The organism is Acinetobacter sp. V116_7, assembly GCF_056735735.1.
In genome coordinates this window covers 47,869-68,366 of record NZ_JBWZIF010000028.1, presented here as the reverse complement: position 1 = coordinate 68,366, position 20,498 = coordinate 47,869, and the positions used below count along the sequence as shown (strand labels likewise).

Annotated in this window: 17 protein-coding genes; 2 read left to right on the top strand and 15 right to left on the bottom strand. The window is 39.4% G+C overall.

Annotation, left to right across the window (positions count from 1 at the left end):
- Positions 1-28 precede the first annotated feature (28 nt).
- From AC1PJP_RS14320 to AC1PJP_RS14275, 10 genes are all read right to left on the bottom strand, one after another.
- Entirely contained in the window at positions 29-1,339 is a 1,311-nt protein-coding gene (locus tag AC1PJP_RS14320; RefSeq protein WP_479767383.1) for an OprD family outer membrane porin, read from the bottom strand.
- Positions 1,340-1,755: 416 nt separating this feature from the next.
- On the bottom strand, positions 1,756-2,775 hold the full coding sequence (gene dmpG / locus AC1PJP_RS14315) for a 4-hydroxy-2-oxovalerate aldolase (protein ID WP_005305792.1): 1,020 nt from the start codon (positions 2,773-2,775) through the stop codon (positions 1,756-1,758).
- 11 nt (positions 2,776-2,786) lie between these two features.
- The gene (locus AC1PJP_RS14310) at positions 2,787-3,692 is read right to left on the bottom strand and encodes an acetaldehyde dehydrogenase (acetylating) (RefSeq protein ID WP_479767381.1); all 906 of its coding nucleotides are present in this window, start codon (positions 3,690-3,692) and stop codon (positions 2,787-2,789) included.
- Positions 3,693-3,703: 11 nt separating this feature from the next.
- Entirely contained in the window at positions 3,704-4,501 is a 798-nt protein-coding gene (locus AC1PJP_RS14305; protein ID WP_005305800.1) for a fumarylacetoacetate hydrolase family protein, read from the bottom strand.
- Between the two features lie 479 nt (positions 4,502-4,980).
- Positions 4,981-5,598 carry an NIPSNAP family protein gene (locus AC1PJP_RS14300; protein WP_005305802.1) on the bottom strand — a complete coding sequence of 206 codons (618 nt, stop codon included), beginning with the start codon at positions 5,596-5,598 and terminating at the stop codon, positions 4,981-4,983.
- Positions 5,595-7,331 (bottom strand): FAD-dependent oxidoreductase, encoded by a 1,737-nt coding sequence (locus AC1PJP_RS14295; protein ID WP_479767379.1) that lies wholly within the window; start codon positions 7,329-7,331, stop codon positions 5,595-5,597. The genes AC1PJP_RS14300 and AC1PJP_RS14295 overlap by 4 nt, the downstream gene beginning before the upstream one ends.
- A 12-nt stretch (positions 7,332-7,343) precedes the next feature.
- Complete coding sequence (locus AC1PJP_RS14290; RefSeq protein WP_479767377.1) at positions 7,344-9,119, bottom strand: FAD-dependent oxidoreductase; 1,776 nt, start codon at positions 9,117-9,119, stop codon at positions 7,344-7,346.
- Between the two features lie 5 nt (positions 9,120-9,124).
- Positions 9,125-9,952, bottom strand: a complete 828-nt coding sequence (locus AC1PJP_RS14285; protein ID WP_199943192.1) for a sugar phosphate isomerase/epimerase family protein — start codon at positions 9,950-9,952, stop codon at positions 9,125-9,127.
- Entirely contained in the window at positions 9,942-10,757 is an 816-nt protein-coding gene (locus tag AC1PJP_RS14280) for a shikimate dehydrogenase family protein (RefSeq protein WP_479767375.1), read from the bottom strand. Before AC1PJP_RS14280 ends, AC1PJP_RS14285 begins: the two co-directional genes overlap by 11 nt.
- 37 nt (positions 10,758-10,794) lie before the next feature.
- Complete coding sequence (locus AC1PJP_RS14275) at positions 10,795-12,150, bottom strand: MFS transporter (protein ID WP_151989406.1); 1,356 nt, start codon at positions 12,148-12,150, stop codon at positions 10,795-10,797.
- 209 nt (positions 12,151-12,359) lie between these two features.
- On the opposite strand from AC1PJP_RS14275, the gene AC1PJP_RS14270 reads away from it, so the two are divergent.
- Positions 12,360-13,130, top strand: a complete 771-nt coding sequence (locus AC1PJP_RS14270; protein ID WP_416668201.1) for an IclR family transcriptional regulator — start codon at positions 12,360-12,362, stop codon at positions 13,128-13,130.
- An 88-nt stretch (positions 13,131-13,218) separates the two neighbouring features.
- Here AC1PJP_RS14270 and AC1PJP_RS14265 read toward each other — a convergent pair whose 3' ends face one another.
- Positions 13,219-14,427 (bottom strand): MFS transporter, encoded by a 1,209-nt coding sequence (locus AC1PJP_RS14265; protein WP_440206035.1) that lies wholly within the window; start codon positions 14,425-14,427, stop codon positions 13,219-13,221.
- 101 nt (positions 14,428-14,528) lie between these two features.
- Here AC1PJP_RS14265 and AC1PJP_RS14260 point away from each other — a divergent pair, with 101 nt between their 5' ends.
- Entirely contained in the window at positions 14,529-15,146 is a 618-nt protein-coding gene (locus tag AC1PJP_RS14260; protein WP_005305827.1) for a TetR/AcrR family transcriptional regulator, read from the top strand.
- Between the two features lie 38 nt (positions 15,147-15,184).
- Here the strand turns inward: AC1PJP_RS14260 and AC1PJP_RS14255 are convergent, their stop codons facing one another.
- The 4 genes from AC1PJP_RS14255 to AC1PJP_RS14240 all read right to left on the bottom strand — a co-directional run bounded on the left by AC1PJP_RS14255 (position 15,185) and on the right by AC1PJP_RS14240 (position 20,274).
- The gene (locus tag AC1PJP_RS14255; protein ID WP_479767373.1) at positions 15,185-16,531 is read right to left on the bottom strand and encodes a carbohydrate porin; all 1,347 of its coding nucleotides are present in this window, start codon (positions 16,529-16,531) and stop codon (positions 15,185-15,187) included.
- A gap of 196 nt (positions 16,532-16,727) precedes the next feature.
- The gene (locus AC1PJP_RS14250) at positions 16,728-18,080 is read right to left on the bottom strand and encodes an MFS transporter (RefSeq protein WP_005305835.1); all 1,353 of its coding nucleotides are present in this window, start codon (positions 18,078-18,080) and stop codon (positions 16,728-16,730) included.
- Positions 18,081-18,167: 87 nt separating this feature from the next.
- The gene (locus tag AC1PJP_RS14245) at positions 18,168-18,500 is read right to left on the bottom strand and encodes an NIPSNAP family protein (protein ID WP_005305836.1); all 333 of its coding nucleotides are present in this window, start codon (positions 18,498-18,500) and stop codon (positions 18,168-18,170) included.
- Entirely contained in the window at positions 18,490-20,274 is a 1,785-nt protein-coding gene (locus AC1PJP_RS14240; RefSeq protein WP_416685581.1) for an FAD-dependent oxidoreductase, read from the bottom strand. Before AC1PJP_RS14240 ends, AC1PJP_RS14245 begins: the two co-directional genes overlap by 11 nt.
- Positions 20,275-20,498: the final 224 nt, after the last annotated feature.

The window sequence follows — 20,498 nt, the reverse complement described above, 5'->3', positions numbered from 1 at the left end:
TGTTATTTAAATAAATATTTAAAAGTATTTAAAATTTATAGGTGTATATCGTTGCAATACGATGTTCCTGCAAATCGCTTGCTTGGCCTGCAATATTGTCGAAGTTCACATCGATATACATCCACTGAAAACCCAAGCCTTTTAACTTCCCTTCTGGCACTACGTAATTCAGAATAAAGTTGAATTCATCTTCTTTTCCTTTGCCTGTTAATGCACTTGATTCATAAGCTGAATCAATGCCCCAACCATGCCAATATTTTGCAGTGGTTTTTAAACCTTTAATGCCAAGATCACTAAAATCATAGCTATAAGCCACACCCACCGATTTCTCATCTTTACGGATAAAGCTCGCAACTGACCAGTTATCCAAATAAGGCTGAGGTACCCAACCTGCGAGGGATGGGAAATATGGTGCACCAGTTGCTGCACTCGGGTTACTACCATGGTCACCAAACATTTGCTGATAAGATAAACCTACGCTGTGTGAGCCATAAGTTAAGGTTGAGCCTATAGACAATGCCTGATTATCAATATCACCATACAAGGCATCTCCCGACTCTGCATTGTCGAAAAAACGTATGTGTGAATCGACTTTTAACTTGTCATAATTGTTTTTATAGTTCACACCCAAGTAATTTTGACGATAGATATTCGTCACATCGCCATAAAAGTAACTTGCAGACCAGTTTTTATTTAATTGGTAATCTATGCCCGCAACATACATCCCATCAGTTTTACCATCATTATTTAATGCTTTAGGCCATAGACCAAAATCCATTGGCTGATTTTCATAACGGGCATTGATACTATCCAAATAACCTAACGTTAATTTGGTGTTTTTAAGATCTTTTGACTCCAGCCATACCCCATTATAAGTGGTCAATAATTGACGTGATGGGTCAAAATGAATTACTGGTGTTACAGGTAAAATTTCACCAATTCGTAATTCAGTTTGACTGATTTTCGCTTTAAGAGTTGCCCCTATTTTGCCAAACTGGCGCTCTTGTTTTCCTGTGCCTGTACCAGAAATCCCACTGTACGGCAGAACCCAATCGGCATTACGGTCACGGCCATCCAGACGCACAGCGTACTGTGCTAACACATCAACACCGAGTTGTAACGCCCCAAACTCTGCATAGCCCGATTTTGCATCCAGTGTCACAGCTTGCGACCAACTCCCCCAGTTTTTTGCAGGGGTGTCATCATACTGACGATCTAAATAGAAGTTTTTAAATTTAAGCTGAACCTGACTATCTTCAACAAAACCAGCATGTGTGCCAGTAGCCCCTATTGTTGCTATTGCGCAAGCCATTGCGATCCATAACGTTTGACGACGCATTGCGTACTTCCTTTCAATCAATCCATGAAACCAAGCCCTATCATGCTCAACTCTATTTTTATGAAAAATTCGACTAGAGTATTAAGATATTTTTCTTTTTAAACTCAATGCTTTAAAAAAAGGTTACTTTTCCAGTAATGAGGATTTTTAACAGATCACTAAAAACGATTAATCATCTACTGAAAACCAGAATAAACATTTGTTATATATATTTTTTTTATTAAAATATCTTTATTTAAATTTGCTATTTTTAATTTTCTAATCGTTTTTTTATTTAAATAGAAGCTCATCCAATCAAAAATGATGTCCATCCATTTATAGAAAATAACGCTTATACCCAAGTTATTTCATCTAGATCAAATCAGTAGATGAAAAAAAGCACTCTCGTGGAGTGCTCTTTTTCATTTGTAAAAAACTTATGCGCTCATTACTTTCGCTTTTGACATGGTCAAGGCAAGATCTTCAATCATATCCTCCTGCCCCCCAACCGTACCACGGCGACCAAGCTCTAATAAAATTTCACGTGCAGAGACACCATATTTAGCTTCAGCACGTTTTGCAAACAACAAGAAAGAAGAATATACACCTGCATAACCTAACGTTGCTGCATCACGATCGGCACGAATTGGATTTAGCATCATTGGAATCACAAGATCTTCTGCAATATCCTGTACTTTAAACAAGTCTACGCCTGTTTCTATTTGCATACGATTTGCAACTGCAATAAATAACTCAAGTGGTGTATTGCCTGCTCCAGCTCCTAGACCAGCTGCCGCCAAGTCGACCCGAATTGCGCCAGCGTCAACCGCAGCAACAGTATTGGCAACGCCCATACCCAAGTTATGGTGACCATGAAAACCTAACTCAATACTGCTATCAAGTTCTTGGCGAAGTAACCCAACCCGATCGGTAACATCTTGTGGCAACATGTACCCAGCAGAGTCAGTGACATAAATACAGTTAGCACCGTAAGACACCATTTTTTTTGCTTCTTCTAGCAAATGTTGTGGCGATGCCATATGTGCCAACATTAGAAAGCCTACTGTGTCCATTCCCAATTTTCGTGCAGCAGTAATATGCTGTTCAGACACGTCTGCTTCTGTACAGTGTGTTGCAACACGAATGGTTGAAACACCAATCTCATGTGCCATTTTCAAATGATCAACTGTTCCAATGCCAGGCAATAACAACGCTGACACTTTGGCATTTTTCATGCGTGGCACAACAGCAGATAAATATTCTTCATCTGTTGCAGCAGCGAAACCGTAATTAACGGAACTCCCCCCTAAGCCATCACCATGAGTCACTTCAATTAATGGCACACCCGCTTCGTCTAACGCGGTTGAAATGGCAATCATTTGCTCAACTGTAGTTTGATGACGTTGTGGATGCATACCATCACGTAAAGTCATATCATGCACAATAATCTTAGACATACGGTTTCTCCTTAAACAACTTCAGCTTTTTGATTAGATAAAACGCGTTCTGCAAACATTTCTGCAGTACGTGCAGCTGCCGCAGTCATAATGTCAAGATTACCTGCATATTTCGGTAAATAATCGCCTAGGCCTTCTACTTCAAGAAACATAGAAACACGATTACCATCAAATACAGGTCCATTCACCAGTTTGTAGCCGGGTACGTACTTTTGTACCTCTTTGATCATAGCATTGACTGATTCCGTAATTGCAACTTGGTCAGGTTCTCCATCAACTAAACAATGTACTGTGTCACGCATCATTAATGGTGGTTCAGCCGGGTTAATAATAATGATGGCTTTACCTTGTTTGGCACCACCAACTTTTTCAATTGCTCCAGCAGTTGTACGAGTAAATTCATCAATATTTTTACGCGTACCTGGCCCAACCGATTTAGTCGAAACCGTTGCAATGATTTCAGCATAGTTAACAGACTGTACCCGTGAAATTGCCGCGACCATTGGAATAGTTGCTTGCCCACCACAGGTCACCATATTTACATTGGGTACTTCACCAGCATCTAACAAAGCTTCCAAATTCACTGGCGGCACACAAAATGGACCAATTGCCGCAGGAGTTAAATCAATCATTAACACCCCAAGCTCATTGAGCTTGCGACTGTTCTCTGCATGTACATATGCTGAAGTTGCATCAAAAGCAATTTTGATATCATCTTCAAGTACGTGAGGTAATAAACCATCAACGCCTTCAGCCGTGGTTTTTAAACCCATTGTTGCAGCACGAGCTAAGCCTTCAGAAGTAGGATCAATTCCAACCATCCATACTGGCTCCAAAACTTCACTACGCTGCAATTTATACAACAAATCTGTTCCAATATTTCCTGGACCAATTAAGGCACATTTTATCTTTTTCATTTCCTTATCCTTTATTCAGCAGCAAAGCATGCAACAACCGAATTGAAGCCTTCAATTTCAACTTTAAACTCATCCCCAGGATGAGCCACCACCATTGGACCCAATGCCCCAGTCAGGACAATATCTCCTGCTTGTAATGGACGTCCGCGTCGTACCATTTCATCCGCTAACCAAACTGCTGCATTCAATGGATTAGCTAAACAAGCTTTACCAACACCTTGCGAAACGACCTCATTACCACGAGTCATCGTCATTTTGCAGTTAACTAAATCAAGTTGATTAAGCTGTACTGGACGTGAGCCCAACACAAAAGCTGCACTTGATGCATTGTCAGCAACCGTGTCAATCAATGAGATTTTCCAGTTCTCAATGCGACTATCGACTATTTCAATAGCCGGTAAGGCATAGTCAGTTGCACTAATAATGTCTGCATATGTATGTCGGGCTTGGGTTAAATCCTTTTTGAGTACGAGCGCAATTTCAGCTTCAACTTTTGGCTGAATCAACTTACCCGCTGGAATGAGTTCACCATCGCCATATGCCATATCAGCAAATAACATCCCAAAGTCAGGTTGATCTACGCCAAGTTGGGCTTGTACCACTTTAGAAGTGAGGCCAATTTTTCGACCTACTAAACGGCGCCCTTCCGAGAGTGCACGTACAGTATTGATTTCCTGTACTGCATAAGCGATATCCATATTTGCCTGTTCACCACCGAGCTCAGTACGAATAGGAATAATCGCAGTTTGTGATAGTTCAGCTTGTCTTAAGGCAAAAGCAACTGAATCAACAACAGCAGAATTCGACATCAATATTTCCTTAAACTGCAAAATTGAACGTATACTGCGTTACTGAAGGTATAAAAACGGAATACGAAGTTCAGGCAAAGTTAGACACAACAAATCCCTTGTATTTTCCGAGACAGCTACCTACTGGAACGTGTACATAAAACGGTTTAAGAATGGAAAAATCCCCATCTAAATGCCAATACTTATTTTGTTTCATATAATAGTTTTTATTTATAATCAGGCCAAAAATGCCTTTAAAGGATTATATTAATCTACAAGTTTCAAAAACTCTTTCATCTTTATAATTATCCAATTAAATATGATTAGATTTAATAAAATTTAAAGTAAACATACTAAATTTCTATATTTTTATTAATTTTTTAGATAAAACATAAGTAAACCTTTAAATATTAAAAATTATATAGTTCATTTAAAATACTATAATATAGTTGTATTTATTTAGAACGAGTCTATTAAGTTAATAGACTCGTTCTAAAGTTTTATTTCAGTGGCGATACTGAAGTTGGTAGTGCAATCATTGACCGCATTTCATGCGTTAACCATTGTGGACCACCTTTTGGTGGCCAAATACCATCTGCAACCGATTTAGCACGAACTTCCGAACGCTCATTCAATGACGCATATGGCCAAATACTTACAATACGAGGTGTGCCATCAAGAGCATACATCGCTATTGTTAATTTTGAGTATTGAGTCCGAGTTGGCACTGCATTTTTCCATGCTTCAAGGACATGAGGGACACCACCATGTTTCAACTCATAAGTGCGGATTTCATATACAGGACCAAATTCACCCACCTCAACTTCTGGTAAGAAATCAAAACCAGCAAAATTTTCTACTGAATATCTAATAATATTTTCAGATGCTCCAAACAAGTTTTCTTGTGCTGCTAAACGCGTATTTTCATCATCTAATTCTTGTTGTGAAGCATAGCTGCGTAATACAACAACTTGGTTGAGCTCGCCTATATCAGAGAAAAATACTCCAAGTAACTTACCTTTAGCTGCCTCATCTTGGTAAAAACTTTGAATACCTGCTGCAACAGTCGCAGTTGTACCCATTTTGATAGTGATGTTAATCAGTTGATAAAGCTTCATGCGGTTCTCCGTGGTTGTGTCATTTGTGTAGGTTGTTCAGTCACTTGTTTATTTAGTTTTCCTGCGGCAAATTGAGCAATTCGCCAAGCAAATACCATCCCTGGCCCTAGTGTTGTTCCTGGGCCCGGATATGTTCCTTTAAAAATTGAAGATAGGTCATTACCGCAGGCAAATAGTCCAGTAATCACCTGATTATTCTGATCAAACACTCGACCATAAATATCGCCAGCTAATCCACCACTACTCGCACAGTCCATTGGAATGACAGGTAAAGCGTAAAAGGGACCGTGCTCAAGTTTGCCCAAGCATGGATTAGGTTTGACTTCAGGATCTCCATTAAAACGATTCATCACACCACTGCCTTTACCAAAGTCTGTGTCTACACCCTGTTCAACGAGGTGATTAAAACGTTGAACTGTATTCACCAATCCTTGAGCGTTAATCCCAACCTTTTGGGCAAGCTCTTCTAGTGAATTTGCAGAGAATAAATATTTTGCTTTGAGGTAGTAATCGAGTTTTTTTGCGCCTGGCAAAACAAAACCTAACCCATATTTTTGAATCGCAGTTTGGTCGCAAATCAGGTAAGACTGAATTTTTGGTTTACCTTGATTTGTTTTAAGCTGAGCCATACAAAAGTCGTGGTACGAATCTGATTCATTGACAAAGCGTTTGCCATCATCATTGACAGCTATCACGCCTGGTTTGGCCCGGTCTAAAATAATGTGCGGCCAAATAGCTTTATAACCATTGGCATGAACATGAATTGAACATGGAAAATAAAGCACACTGCTATCCACAGAGGGATCAAGTTTTGCACCTTTTTCAATAGCTTTACTAAGCCCATCACCCGTGTTTGAGTAAGGTGACAGTGAGTCTGCAATTAAACCTTTTGGAAACAATTGTTGACGCAACTTTATATTCCACCCCACACCACCTGTGGCTAAAACCACACCTTTTCTGGTACGAACGACTTTTACGCCTTGTTCGGTTTCAATTTTGGCTCCCACCACTTTGCCTTTTTCGATCAGTAACTCTTGCAGTGGTGCATTGAACCAAACAGGAACATGTTTTTGTTTAAGGTTATAAAATAAGCTACCTACCAAAGCATTACCCATAACAAGCCGTGTACCCCGATTAAAGCGTAGACGTGACAGAAAATAAGGCACCACAACTTTTAAGGTAGTCATAAAGTTCTGAAAGCTTTGTAAAGGATTTAACAATGCATTTAATTCAGTACGATTGACCATCATGCCGCCTAAGCCCATAAATTCCGCTCGTGGAGGACGTACATATTTAAAGTCAGCACCTAAAACACTTGCATCAAACTTAGCAGGCGCAAGTGCACGACCACCAAATGCTTCACCTGGTTGATTTTTGACATAGTCGGGGTGTGCTAAACAAGCGTTAAGCTTAACTGTAGTTTTCTCATCTAAATCACGGACCATATCCGCACAAGAAGCTAGAAATGCTTCACGAAGTTCTTCACCACCACGTTCACCCACTACAGATTTAAGAAAAATTCGGGCTTGTTCAATATCATCGGGAACACCTGCTTGAACACTTAAATGTGAGCCTGGTGCCCAAATGGTTCCACCTGATGTTGCTGAAGTCCCCCCTACTTGTGAAGCCTTTTCGCAAAGTAAGACATCTAATCCATCAAGCTTGGCAAAAAGTGCTGCGGACATGCCTGCTGCACCACCGCCAATAACCAATAAATCAACTTCTTTATCCATGTTCAATTCTCCTTAATCCTGCCTATGTGGCGTGAACGCTACTGTTTCAGTTCTAGCTTGTTCAACAATTTTTTTTGCAGCAAGATAACCAAATGTCATGGCTGGACCTAAGGTAATTCCACCACTTGGATATTGACCACCCATGATGCTATTAAGATCATTTCCAGCCGCAAATAATCCATTAATCGGTTGCCCTGTTTTATTTAGAACTTGGGCATATTCATCTGTAACCAGTCCTGCAAATGTCCCTAAACTTCCTGGCACCACCTCAACTGCATAAAATGGTCCATTTTCAATCGGGGCAATACATGGGTTCGGATGATGATCGGCATCACCTTGCGCTTTTTGATAAGGTGTAGTGCCACGTTGAAATTCGGGATCTTGACCTAAATATGCATATTGGTTGTACTGCTCAACTGTTTTTAAAAACTGAACTGGATCTATGCCGCACACCACAGCCAGCTCTTGAATAGTGTGTCCTTGTTTTAAGTAACCGTTGTCTAGCCAAGGCTTTAGAGAAATTGGAAAAGGTTTAACAGCACCTAAGCCATAACGGCGAATGAACTTGTGATCGCAAATCAACCAGCAATGTGCTTGTTTGCCTTGTGGTGTATGTTTGAATAAATCTTTAATAAATGCAGGATAGGAATCACCTTCATTCGTGAACCTACAGCCATTTTTTAAAACTGCAATTAATCCAGGTTTACCTCGCTCAACCAAATGTGGAAAACGGCCTAAAGTGCCATCTAAACGTGGTATTAATGACACAGGTGCCCATGCGCCAGACCAAGGCAAAGTTTGATCAACAGTTGCACCAATTGCTTCTGCTGCAATTAAGCCATCACCTATATTTGTTTCAGGAGCAGCTGAATGATGAGGAGTACCTTCACTCACATGTTTGAATAAAGCTTGTTTACGTTTTTCATCATGCGGAAAACCACCAGTCGCTAATACCACGCCATGTTTTGCTATTATCTTGACGATGCCAGCTGGTGTTTTAAATAATGCTCCAATCACTCGACCATTTTCTTCAACTAATTCAGTCATGGCATGATTTGCTAATAGTTGTACTTTGTAATCGAATGCAGATTTGAGTAGTCGAGCCACCAAAGCATTACCATTCACAATTTGAGTTGAGCGCTTAGTAAAAATTAGATCAAAAAAATGTCGTAATACTCGTTTGGTCGCATAGATAAAGGATGGAATTGCATTAAAAGTATTAATGAAATGCTTCATATCTGTGCCAGAAGCGATACCCATTCCCCAAAGCGTAGTTTCAGGAATTGGTGGACGTAGGATATTTAGTTTCTGACCAAGTAAACGGCCATCGTAAGGTGCAGCAACAATCGAACGCCATCCAACCCTAGCACCTTCAATATTGAAAAAGTCAGGTACTGCGGCACCAATATTAAACTTAACCTCAGTTTTGGCTTCGAAAAATTCCACCATTTTTGGTGCTTGAGTTAAATAAGTATGAATCATTGTTTCATCATACTTTTCACCCAAAATATTTTTTAAATATAGCTTAGGTATCTCAATTGATTCGGCTTTTCCTTCACGTACAGCATGAGGTGTATTAGGAATCCATAACCATCCTCCCGATACAGCAGTAGTTCCACCAAATACGGATGCTTTCTCTGCGACAATAACCTTTAATCCTTCATATGCTGCGGTCACGGCACTTGAAAGCCCACCTGCACCTGAGCCAATGACTAAAACATCACATTCGTAGCATTCACGAATTGGCATCGGAATCATCTGAAATGGTTGTTGGGTTTTTGCGTTCATACTTATTACCCCGTAACCGTGCCCAATTGAGCGAGCGCAACGAGCTGCTTCATTGCTTGCAAATTAACTTCAGCGCGTTCGAGAGCAGGACGTTCAGCGAGTACTAAATTGGGGACTTCTGCCGCTAACATAATTTCTTTAGGCAAAGCACGAATTAACCCTACAAGATCAATTTCACCTTGCCCTGGCACTAATCGATTAGAACGTGCAATCTTAATTAAGCCTTCGTCGCTCGGATCATATTCAGCAAAACCATCGCAAAGCTGAACATAGTTCAATTGCTTTGGATTAAGTGCTTTGATCTGCTCAAGTGTTGAATCTGATCGGTCAAAATGTAATGCATCAATTAAAATAGCCGCATTTTCTTGCCCTGATTGATTCACGATATATTCAGCCTGCGCCAAATTTTTCACATTGGTCCACGGCATGAACTCTAGGTCACAACTCAAGTCAAACTGTTTACTTAATTCACAAAATTGTGCGAAGTGATGAATTAGTCGTGATTGCTCAGGGTCATTTCCTGCAACTAAAATATGCCTAGCACCGAGCTGCTCAGCGGTACTTAAAAACTGCAAATATTTTCTTGGTTCAAAATCTTGAGTAATTCGCACAATTTCAACATCAGCTATCCGAACACCCGTGTCATTCAAAGCAGCCTTTGTTTCCTTAATTAGCTTGCTATCATTTAAAATTGGATAATCTACTTCATTAGGTGCTGCTGGCAGCAGGCGTAAGCCCACTGCTGCATAACCACACTTTGCTGCAATTTTGACTGCTTCTACAGGACTCACATCTGCAACGGTCAAAAATGAAAGTGAATATTCACGCGACATCTTGTTGCTCCTGCTCTTTCTCAAGTAAATAAGCAATCATTAAGTCGCGAACCTCAATAAACATGTCCGTTCCTTTGACTGCGTTACATCCCAAATTCAATGCATGTTGAATAAATGGTGTGTTTTCAGGACTAGTCACGACATCTGCAACTGACATTTGTTCAGTTATTTTTTGTAATTGAAAAGCTGCTGAAGGATCGCCATTCATTCCCATAGGTGTCGCATTGACCACAACGTCGAATCCTGTTGGATCATTATTATGTGCAACAACTTTTCCTTTACCTAGCTGTTGAAGTTGTTCAACTAGTTGTTTTTGACGCGTTTGATCTACATCAAAAATTGCTAACTCTGCTACCTCAGCAAGAAGTAATTCATAAGCAATCGCTTTACCTGCTCCACCAGCTCCCGCCAAAATGGCACGTTTATCTTTTAGCTCGATTAACTTATTTCGTATCGCTTGTACCATGCCTTTACCATCAAGCATGTCTCCTTCCCACCCTTCTTTACAGCGGCGAATCGTATTTACCGCCCCAATAAACTGTGCACGTGAAGTTAATTTTTGGCAGCAATTCAAAGCCGAAATTTTATGAGGCACCGTGACAATCAAGCCGTCACTATTATTTAAATACAAATTTTGCTGAACAAAATTTGGGAAGTGTTCTGGTGCTACATCAGCAGGTATAACAATCGCATTTAAATCCTTTTTAAGCAGCTCCATCGTTACACCCTCAGGTGATTTGACCTGTACAATCGGATGTCCGACCACAAAATAAAGACGAGTTGATCCATTCAATTGAATATCCATTATTCAATCTCCTTAAAAGTCGATGAGTTAGAAAATTTTAGATTTGAACTTTTTTAAGTTCGTGCTGACGTATCTTTGTTGGCGAATAAACCAGTTTCATAATGATTAATGCTGCGACCATACCGGCGGTTGGTAAGCAAAGCACAAGGAATATTTTGCTCGTCGCCCATCCTAGGCTTAAAAAATATGCTCCCGCAAATGCGCTACCCACTGCTCCTAATCGGCCTATCCCATGCATCCAACTGTTGCCGGTCGCGCGAGCAAAAACTGGGTAAAATGAACTGGAAACACTGTTAAGACCTGCGTTCGCACCATTCATCCACATACCGATGAAGAAACACATCATGCTATACATTACAAAGTTATGACCCACTGCACCTAGAAAGAACATGAAGCCAATCGCTAAAAGATATGCAATCACTAATCCAAGGTGTGGATTTAACTTGTCCATCAAATAACCGCATGCGATACAACCTACTGGCCCCCCTAGCTGATAAATCGCAGTGATAATTGAAGCTTCGCTAATGCTAAAACCAAATTCATGGCTCATCATTGGTAACCAACTTCCAAGTAAATACACCACAAACAAACCAGATGCGTAGCTCCACCAGAGCAAAAAGCTGCCTAAGAAATAAAAAGGACTCAGGACTGCTTTTACTGGATTATCAACCGTATTGGTTTTTGCTTTAGGTAAAACGAAAACAGTGTTAGCTGTATCAAAATCTGGTGCCATTTTATGGATAATGGCATCAATCTCTGCTTTTGGATGTTCCTTCAGAACTTTATAACCAATAGATTCAGGTAGTTTAAATACTGCGATAACGGCTAGAACAAGTGGTAGGACTCCACCAATAATCATCATGGCATGCCAGTTAAAATGTGGAATCACCCAAGCAGCCAAAAAACCTCCAATAGCAGCACCAATTGTGAATCCACTTAGAATGATGGTAACCATACGGCCATTCATTCTCATGGGAGAGTAATCCGTTACCAACGTAACAGCTTGCGGCATTACCCCTCCCATAAATAAACCAGCAATAAAACGGAACATCATCAGTTCTGTCACATTGCTAGAAACTGCTGCACATAAAGTAAATACACCAAAACCCATTAAGTTAATAATGAGTAGTTTTTTGCGTCCAAACTTGTCTGCCAAAGGTCCTGAAATCACTGCACCTACAGCTAAACCAATTAAAGCTGCACTCATTACGGGTGCAAGATCAGTTGTAGTAATTCCCCATTGCTGCTTAATGACGGGAGCCACAAATCCCATGATTGATATGTCGATACCATCAACAACGACAATCATTAAACATAAAAAGATGACTAGTTTTTGTATTGGGGATATAGGATTTTCATCAATAAACTCCCTTAAATTTACCTGTTGAGTCATACACTTACTCCATTAGTGTGTATAAGCAAATATGCGTTTTCCATCGCTTATTCAGTTTTGCTCCCTACTTATTCTCAAAAGCTGAATAATTAGGAAACTCCTTATCTGAATGATTCATCTGTACGGCATTTGAGATAGAATCTAAAACAACTATAATCTGTTTTTAATTTTTTTGGAACACTGTTCCAGAAAATAATATTAGGATTTTTATGCTCAGCAATACCGATCGTTCTTTGCTCATCCTCGAAGCACTATTAAAAGAAGTGGATGGATGTGCACTTAGTCAGCTTTCTGTTGATCTTGATATCCCAAAGTCTGCAATGCATCGCATTCTGACTGCGATGAAAGACATGGGATATATCTATCAAGATGAAATCACGCAGCACTACAAGCTCACTCTTAAAATTGCCTCAATGGGTTTGAGTTTTCTGTCTTCACGCTCGATTACCGAAACATTTCAACCCTATCTTGATGAACTCGCAGAAACCTCTTCTGAACTGGTTCGCCTCGGTTTAATCGAAGACGAAAAAATTATCTGGATTGGTAAGGCTCAAGGAGCCAAATCAGGTCTAAAATATGATCCTGACTCAGGCAACGTGGCCTATTTACCAGCTTCAGCTTGTGGTTTAGCCTATTTATCTACCCTTGACCAAAATGACTTTGCACGAATTGTGGAACGTGAAGGTTTCGATAAAGCCAAGAACTTTGGACCAAACTCACCAAAAGACCTTACAGAACTAGAGCAAATGATTAATGCTTCTAGAGAGCGAGGTTATGGTGTGATTAGTGACACCTATGAGCTAGGTATGTCTGCTATGGCTAAAATCATTCTCAATCCACAGACGGGCAAACCTTTTGGCACAGTCAGTATTGCAGGGCCTTCTGTACGATTAAGTCCTAAACGTATTGAAGAGTTAGCACCAGCACTCATGGCAACTTCTGAAAAAATTGCATCCATCATCAATTTGATCCATATCTAATTTTTAGCTTCTAAGGCAATCAAAATCATATTTCGATTGCCTAAACTCCCTTTAAAACATTTTTCAAGCTCCAAAAACTGAGCAATCATTATTTATGACAAGCTAATATAGGCCCTACCTTAAATTTAAGTTGATGCATCAACCAAACGATAGTCACCATTAATAATGCTGCAATCAGCCCTAATGTGATGACCACCCCGAAATATTCAATAAAATAACTGGAAAGGATGACAGGCCAGATCGTGCCTTGATAGGCAATAAACAAATAACTAGAAAAGATCAGTGGATTTTTTTCCCGATCCATCATATTGCCAATAAAGTGATAGACAGCACTTAGGGTAAAACCATGTCCCATACCCGTCAGTAAAATACTAATCAATAAAAACCAAACTATGTGTTCGACTTCTGCCATCACCAAACTAATCGTTCCAAGCAATAAAGCTAATAGCCCTGCATACAACACATGCAATTCTTTAAACGATTTACAAAATAATTGACTCAGTACTGACACAAATAAAATGATTGAAATTGATACACCTGTTAAGGTGGCTGACGATTTAATCGGTAATTCTTTAATAAAAGTCCCAGCCAAAGCTGCATATAAGCTGAAGGCCCCGAAACTACATAGTGCGGCGACACTACAGACCCAGAAAACTTTACGTGAAGCTACCTGCGGCAATGCTAAACCTTGTAACTTTAATAACTCATTTAACTGATATTTTTTCTCAATTTTAAATCTGGGTTTGACCCAAAACACACTGATAAATATTAGAAGTGAAAAAAAGATAATAATCCAATAAGGATCAGCCAAAGGTCGCACAGTATGATCAGCTAATACACCACCGACCAAAGGCCCTAAACCAAAACCCAAGACAGTAATTATAGAAGTAAGCTTTTCAGCTAATGCCTTATTACGAAACGGATATTGGTCTTTGAGTCCCACCATTGCAGCGGTGGTAATAAGTCCTGAAGCAATTCCAATCAGAAACCTCGAAAAGCCCAGTAACCAAACAGAACTTGCCAATGCAGACAACATTAAACCTAAAATGGTTAAAGCCAGACTGACCAAAATCACATTTTTATAGTGATAAATTGCATTGAGTTTATTTAAAAACAGAAGTGAAAAAACTACGCCTAACATATAGGAAATAAAGATATAGCCTATTTGAGACGTTGAAACTCCCCACTCTTGTTCATAGATTGCATATAGAGGACTTGCTAGAGCGGTGCTTAAAGCAGCAAGACACAGCGCAAAGCTAATAATGCAATATTGAACACTGGACTTTGGTGTCTGCATAATTCAACTAAAAGTGACTTTTAAGTCGATTTTAATTCAAATATGACCCGCAGGTCAATTTATGTTAAAATAATCTTGTTAACAATGAAATCTAGTTCAACATGACGAAATCTAAAACACGCGGCCCTAGTCTAGAAAAGACGCAAGAAACTAAAAAGAAAATTATTGACTCTGCTCTACAACATTTTATTGAAGTAGGTTTTGCAAGAGCAAAAATTTCAGATATTGCTAAACATGCTGAATTAGGCAAAGGTACAATTTATTCTTATTTTGAAACTAAAGATCAGTTATTTGAAGCAGTAATTGATGCTCTCATCAACGATTCATTTCGCCCTATTCGCGCTTCTGAAATCACTCAAAATGAAACTGTTTACGAGTTTATTTGTAAAAAGATTATTCCCAGTGTTTTAACGCTTGAAACGACTGGTCGTGCGGATATGGCACTCTTAATTTTACGTGAAGGAAATAATTTTCCGCATATTCGTCAAACTTACGTAAATAAGATTTTTTTACCTATTCAGTATGAGCTTGAGCAATTAACCAGTTTAGCGATTCAACGTGGAGAATTATCAGCCACTATTTCCCCACAGCAATTTGCATTGCTTATTGTGAGCCCTATGTGGATGGGTATGATTCACAATGGCATCCTCAATCCAAATGAAGTTTTATCACTTGAAACGCTTTTCCAAGAAAATCTAAAAATCTTGTTTGGAAAATAAAAAGGCAAACCTCTGTTTGCCTTTTTACTCATACATATTTAAAAATTAAGTTTCATGGTCATACCGGCTACCCAAGCATCATCCACTTGTTTTAGACCACCAGCTTGATGCACATATTGAATATTTGGTCGTAAAGCAATACTAGGTGACCATTGAAAGTTATAGTTCAATTCAATATTCAATTCGTCATGCTGAATCGGTGTATATTTCGGATTCGCATAGTCAACTTCGGTTAATCCCAGCAATTGATTAGATGCATTTTGGCGTTCTCGGACACGATCATTCACATCAAAACGTGCCAGACCTAAACCAATAGTATCATTTGGTCGATGCTCGAATATGCCCTTATACCAAAGTGCTAATTGCTGTGTGCTTTCAACAACAGTTGTAGATTTATCATTAAAAGTAAAGTTTGCTGAAATAAATAAGCCATGCTTAGGGTCGTCCGCAGGCGCAAAAACCTGTTGTTGCGCATTAAGCCAAACACTATGCTTATTGTTTTGCCATTTCCGATCTGCTGCATTTGGCTCAATATTACCTTTTTCATCTGTACTAACATTACGTGCATCTGCCGTTGACAAAAATGCACCGACTTTATATTCACCACTTAAGCCATCGAAAAATGCTAGATTGGGTTTCCAAGATAGTTCCACAGGAATTAAAATACCTTTACGTTGATCCATATCCAAATTAAAACCATGTTGCTCTAAAGCATTTTCAGGATTGACCTCATAAATCCCTGCTCCAAACCAGAGCGATGGTAAAAATTGATATTTGGCGTTAATTCCCCATTGGCTTACAGGACTATTGAACCAAATATCTCCTACTGTTTTACCTAACTGACCTCCACATAACATTAAGTTTTGAAACTCACAATGTGATGCATTAAAATCATCTGAAAGTCCCATACGACCTACCTTAATTTGTAGAGCATTATTCAAAAAACCTTTTTTAATCCATGCACTGGTTAAGCGCCACCATTGTCCACGCCCGTAAATCTCTTGAGCACTACTAAATTGCGGCGCCCTAGGATCACTAATCCGATCAGTAGAAAGCGGTTGTCCATCTCGTTTCGTTATGCTCAACTGGGCTTGAGTATCTTTCCAACCCGAGATTTTTTCTAAATCTAGACGTGTACCAAATGTCCATTGGTTTACATTAAATAGTCGTGGTGAATCGTCATATCCCCCACTCAAATTAACAGCACTTTCATTTTGAAAAGCGGCAGTAAATTGATAACCCTGCTGTTCGAGTTGAGTCCGTTTTCCGTTCCAATCGCTCAATATCCATTTTTGATCCTGAGCTAAAGGATCGAAGGCGAATACCGCACTACTTGCTAATGTAAAAGTTGAAATCATCGCAAGCGAAGTCATAGAAAATTTCATTAATGCTGTTCCTTAGCACATTGTTTATTATGAACATAAAACCTTGAATTATTTCAGCTGAATCAACTGCTATACATTTTTTAAGTGTATTTATCCCTACCTGACCAGCATGCTGATCAAGCTTCAAAGCCATAGAAAATATTTAAGAAGCAAAGATAGATTTTAAAATAGTTAATCAACTTGCTTTATTACTGATTTAACTCAACTGTGTTTTGGTTTGCACAATAGATTGTTTCGTTTTAATACCCTGAATTAAAACAGCAAAACCAGAAAGTACAGCAGGAATCATTAACAATGAGAACATCATAGAAAATGGCATACCTGAACTGATCATCGCAGCTCCAGCAAATGCACTTAATATTGCACCAAAGCGCCCAATACCATTCATCCAGCTTGCTCCGGTTGCGCGAGCAGAAGTCGGATAATATCCAGTCGCTAAAGCACTCAAACCAACAGCCCCACCATTAAAAGTAAAACCAAGAATCCATGCAAAAATACACATAAGCACCATATCATGACCAAAATGCCCTAACCCAAAGGTTGCAAGTGCGCCAATCAACATGGCGATAAAAAGTACCAAACGCGGACGATAATGATCCATACACCAACCTAGAGTGATACTTCCAACAGGACCACCAATTTGAAAGAACGAGGTCACAATGGCAGCTTGAGAAATCGTAAATTGATTAGACTTAATTAAGGTTGGTAACCAGCTACTGCATAGATAGATTAAAAATAATGCCATGAAATAACTGATCCAGAGCATAATCGTGCCATAGCGATATTTACTAGATAAAATTAGACCTAGACCAGATTTCTCGGTTTTTACTTCATTCAGATAAATTTCTTGATTTAAAAAAGAAGATTGTGGAAATAAGCGTTTTAAAATCGCTTTGATTTTATCTTGTGAGTACGATTGTTTGACTAGATAGGTAATTGATTCAGGCATTTTCCAATATAAAAATGGTACCAAAATCAAAGGTAGTACACCGCCTAATATCAACATACTACGCCAGCCAAACTCTGGAATCAGCCATGCTGCTAAAAAACCACCTGCTGCAGCGCCTAGAGAAAAACCACAGTAGGCAACAGTAACTGAAAATGAACGGCGATGATCTGCTGCATATTCTGAAACTAAAGTCGCTGCATTGGGAGCAGCAGCACCTGCACCTAATCCAGTAAGAAAGCGATAAATTAAGAGATGTGTGATATCAGTTGAAAACGCTGTTAGCAAAGTAAAAATACCAAACCCAAGTACACTTAAAATTAGTACTGGTTTTCGGCCAAATTTATCTGATAAAGGCCCAGAAACTAATGCACCTATTGCTAATCCAACCAATGCTGCACTTAAAACTGGTGCTAACTCTTGTGCACTAATACCCCACTCCTGAATAATCTGAGGAGCAATCAATCCCATGACTACGACATCCAGACCATCTAAAGCAATAATAGCAAAGCAAAAAAATAGAATGAGCTTTTGTAGTCCACCCATCTTATTTTCATTTAATATGCTTTTTACATCTTTCCTTTGTATTTGACTTGTGCTCATGAGTTTCTCCTTATAAAAGCACGAAGTTTCCCTCGGTGTTTTTCTCAAAACACCTTTCCTTAAGGGAATTTTTAAATAAACTGCTGTTTAAGGCTTAATTAATGAAGCTAAGTTCACTGGCCTTAAAATTTGATTCACCTGTGACGTCACTAAACCTTCAGATGCTTTCAAATAAACTTGGAAGTCAGGATCTGTATCTCGGGCAAAACTACGCTTTTCATAGTCATCCAGACTGTCATAACCCCACAAATGTACGACCTGATTTAACGTACCGATATTACTAATATAAAAACCAAGTGGCTCGCCCAAGTGCTTTTTCAAAATAGGCATCGCCAGCTGATCGAATACCTCAAGAAATCTAGGCATGCATCGTGGTGTAATATTGTAAATACGGTGATCAACAATCGGTTTATGAAACATGAAAAGTCTCCTTAACAGATTGAGAGTTGGCAGATTTAGAATTTTTAGATGATATAAAACCATTCCCTCCTTTAGCTAAATCAGCAATATGTGATCCTGTGATATAACCAAAAGTCATGATTGGCCCTAAAGTAATTCCTGCACCTGGATAGTTTCCACCCATAATACTCGCACGGTCATTACCAACTGCGTATAAACCTTGAATGGGTTGGTGAAACTGATTTAAAACTTCACCAGTAACGGCTGTTCTGATTCCATCAAATGTTCCTAAATCGCCCATAAACACCTTCACAGCATAAAATGGACCTTGCTCAATTGGTGCTACACATGGATTTGGTTTGTGATCTGGATCGGCCAAATATCGGTTAAACGAAGTAGAACCACGGTGGAATTCTGGATCCTGGCCTTTCACAGCCCCTTCGTTATAACGCTGTACTGTTTTAGCCAACTGCTCAGCATTAATTCCCACCTGCTGTGCCAGTTCTTTTAAACTATTACCTTTAAAGAGATAGCCTTTTTTAATTAAAGATGAAAGTGGTATTGGGGCAGGTTTGGCATAACCTAAACCGTATTTGCTAATCGTTTTATGATCGCAGATCAACCACATGGCTGTTTCATCGAACTCCTCACACGCCCTAAATAAATCTGCACCTACATCATGATAAGAGTTTGATTCATTGGTAAAACGTTTGCCGTTTTTAAGCACACCAATAATTCCAGGCTTATAACGGTCTAATAAATGTGGGAACACGCCGTAGCCATCTGTACAAGGGACTTTTGACACTGGCATCCATGCAGCAGAATCCGCATATTGAATATCCACTACACCACCAACCGATTCTGCAAGGCGACAACCATCTCCTGTATTAGTCTTTGGCACAGGTGAGATGTGTTCACCACCATGTTTCAGGTGCGCATAAACTTGTTTGAGTCGTTCAATATCATGTGAAAAACCGCCACATGCCAGCACGACTCCGTTTTTAGATTTAATCTGGCAGTGCTGATCTGGTTGTTGAACTTGTACGCCAACAACTTTGTCATTTTCAAAATTTAACTGCTTAACTTCAGCTTCTGTATAGATTGGAATATCTAAATCAAATGCAGATTTAGCCAAACGTGCAGCCAAAGCATTACCGCTTGTGACATTGGTACCACGACCATAGACAGCCAGTTCTTTTAAATGAATAGCTAATCGCTTTGCCACATAGATAAATGAAGTAAACGATTTAGTGGCATTAAAAAAGTGCTTTAAATCTGCATTAGATGAATTAAACATCATGCCAATAAAGGTAATGGTTTTAAGAGGTGGACGCAGGCGCTTCATATTCTCGCCCAAACCACGAATATCATAGGGTGCAGCTAGTACAGAGCGACCAATATCAACCCCACCCGGAGCATCTGGATGATAGTCTGGATAAAGTGTCGGGATAAATTTGACTGAGGTATTTTGCTCAAAAAACTGGAGCATTTCAGGTGCATAATCCAGAAATGCGTTTACAGCCTCAGCATTAAAAAATTCTTTGGTTTCATGCTTTAAATAGGTCAATGCTGCTTCACGGCTATCTTGTATACCATTTTGTTTTGCATGATGGTTTCCTGGAACCCATAGTACTCCACCAGAAAAAGCTGTTGTACCTCCGAACACATCATCTTTTTCAAGGACAATAACATTTAAGCCTTTTTTCTTAGCAGTAATCGCAGTCGACAAACCGCCTGCACCTGCACCCACCACAACCAAATCGCATTCAAGCTGTTGAGGTAATTTGGTATTCATTGTTGTCACTCCTTGCGACGGATCCATGCGTTCACTTGCCTGAAATAGCTGGCTACACCATCCTGATAGTGTTGTATCGAACGCTTTTCTTTTTATTAAACTACGGGGCTATCACAGTTCCGACTAGACTACTTTCTTTTAAATTGAACGATGATCGCGCAAACACATCTTATATCGTTCACTGTTTATAAAATCATCTCTTCCAACGGTTATATAAGACAAAT

Excerpts from the sequence above, each read along its gene's own strand:
- AC1PJP_RS14320 (WP_479767383.1), bottom strand. The coding sequence starts at position 1,339 with ATGCGTCGTCAAACGTTATGGATCGCAATGGCTTGCGCAATAGCAACA.
- dmpG (WP_005305792.1), bottom strand. The coding sequence starts at position 2,775 with ATGTCTAAGATTATTGTGCATGATATGACTTTACGTGATGGTATGCAT.
- AC1PJP_RS14310 (WP_479767381.1), bottom strand. The coding sequence starts at position 3,692 with ATGAAAAAGATAAAATGTGCCTTAATTGGTCCAGGAAATATTGGAACA.
- AC1PJP_RS14305 (WP_005305800.1), bottom strand. The coding sequence starts at position 4,501 with ATGTCGAATTCTGCTGTTGTTGATTCAGTTGCTTTTGCCTTAAGACAA.
- AC1PJP_RS14300 (WP_005305802.1), bottom strand. The coding sequence starts at position 5,598 with ATGAAGCTTTATCAACTGATTAACATCACTATCAAAATGGGTACAACT.
- AC1PJP_RS14295 (WP_479767379.1), bottom strand. The coding sequence starts at position 7,331 with ATGGATAAAGAAGTTGATTTATTGGTTATTGGCGGTGGTGCAGCAGGC.
- AC1PJP_RS14290 (WP_479767377.1), bottom strand. The coding sequence starts at position 9,119 with ATGAACGCAAAAACCCAACAACCATTTCAGATGATTCCGATGCCAATT.
- AC1PJP_RS14285 (WP_199943192.1), bottom strand. The coding sequence starts at position 9,952 with ATGTCGCGTGAATATTCACTTTCATTTTTGACCGTTGCAGATGTGAGT.
- AC1PJP_RS14280 (WP_479767375.1), bottom strand. The coding sequence starts at position 10,757 with ATGGATATTCAATTGAATGGATCAACTCGTCTTTATTTTGTGGTCGGA.
- AC1PJP_RS14275 (WP_151989406.1), bottom strand. The coding sequence starts at position 12,150 with ATGACTCAACAGGTAAATTTAAGGGAGTTTATTGATGAAAATCCTATA.
- AC1PJP_RS14270 (WP_416668201.1), top strand. The coding sequence starts at position 12,360 with ATGCTCAGCAATACCGATCGTTCTTTGCTCATCCTCGAAGCACTATTA.
- AC1PJP_RS14265 (WP_440206035.1), bottom strand. The coding sequence starts at position 14,427 with ATGCAGACACCAAAGTCCAGTGTTCAATATTGCATTATTAGCTTTGCG.
- AC1PJP_RS14260 (WP_005305827.1), top strand. The coding sequence starts at position 14,529 with ATGACGAAATCTAAAACACGCGGCCCTAGTCTAGAAAAGACGCAAGAA.
- AC1PJP_RS14255 (WP_479767373.1), bottom strand. The coding sequence starts at position 16,531 with ATGAAATTTTCTATGACTTCGCTTGCGATGATTTCAACTTTTACATTA.
- AC1PJP_RS14250 (WP_005305835.1), bottom strand. The coding sequence starts at position 18,080 with ATGAGCACAAGTCAAATACAAAGGAAAGATGTAAAAAGCATATTAAAT.
- AC1PJP_RS14245 (WP_005305836.1), bottom strand. The coding sequence starts at position 18,500 with ATGTTTCATAAACCGATTGTTGATCACCGTATTTACAATATTACACCA.
- AC1PJP_RS14240 (WP_416685581.1), bottom strand. The coding sequence starts at position 20,274 with ATGAATACCAAATTACCTCAACAGCTTGAATGCGATTTGGTTGTGGTG.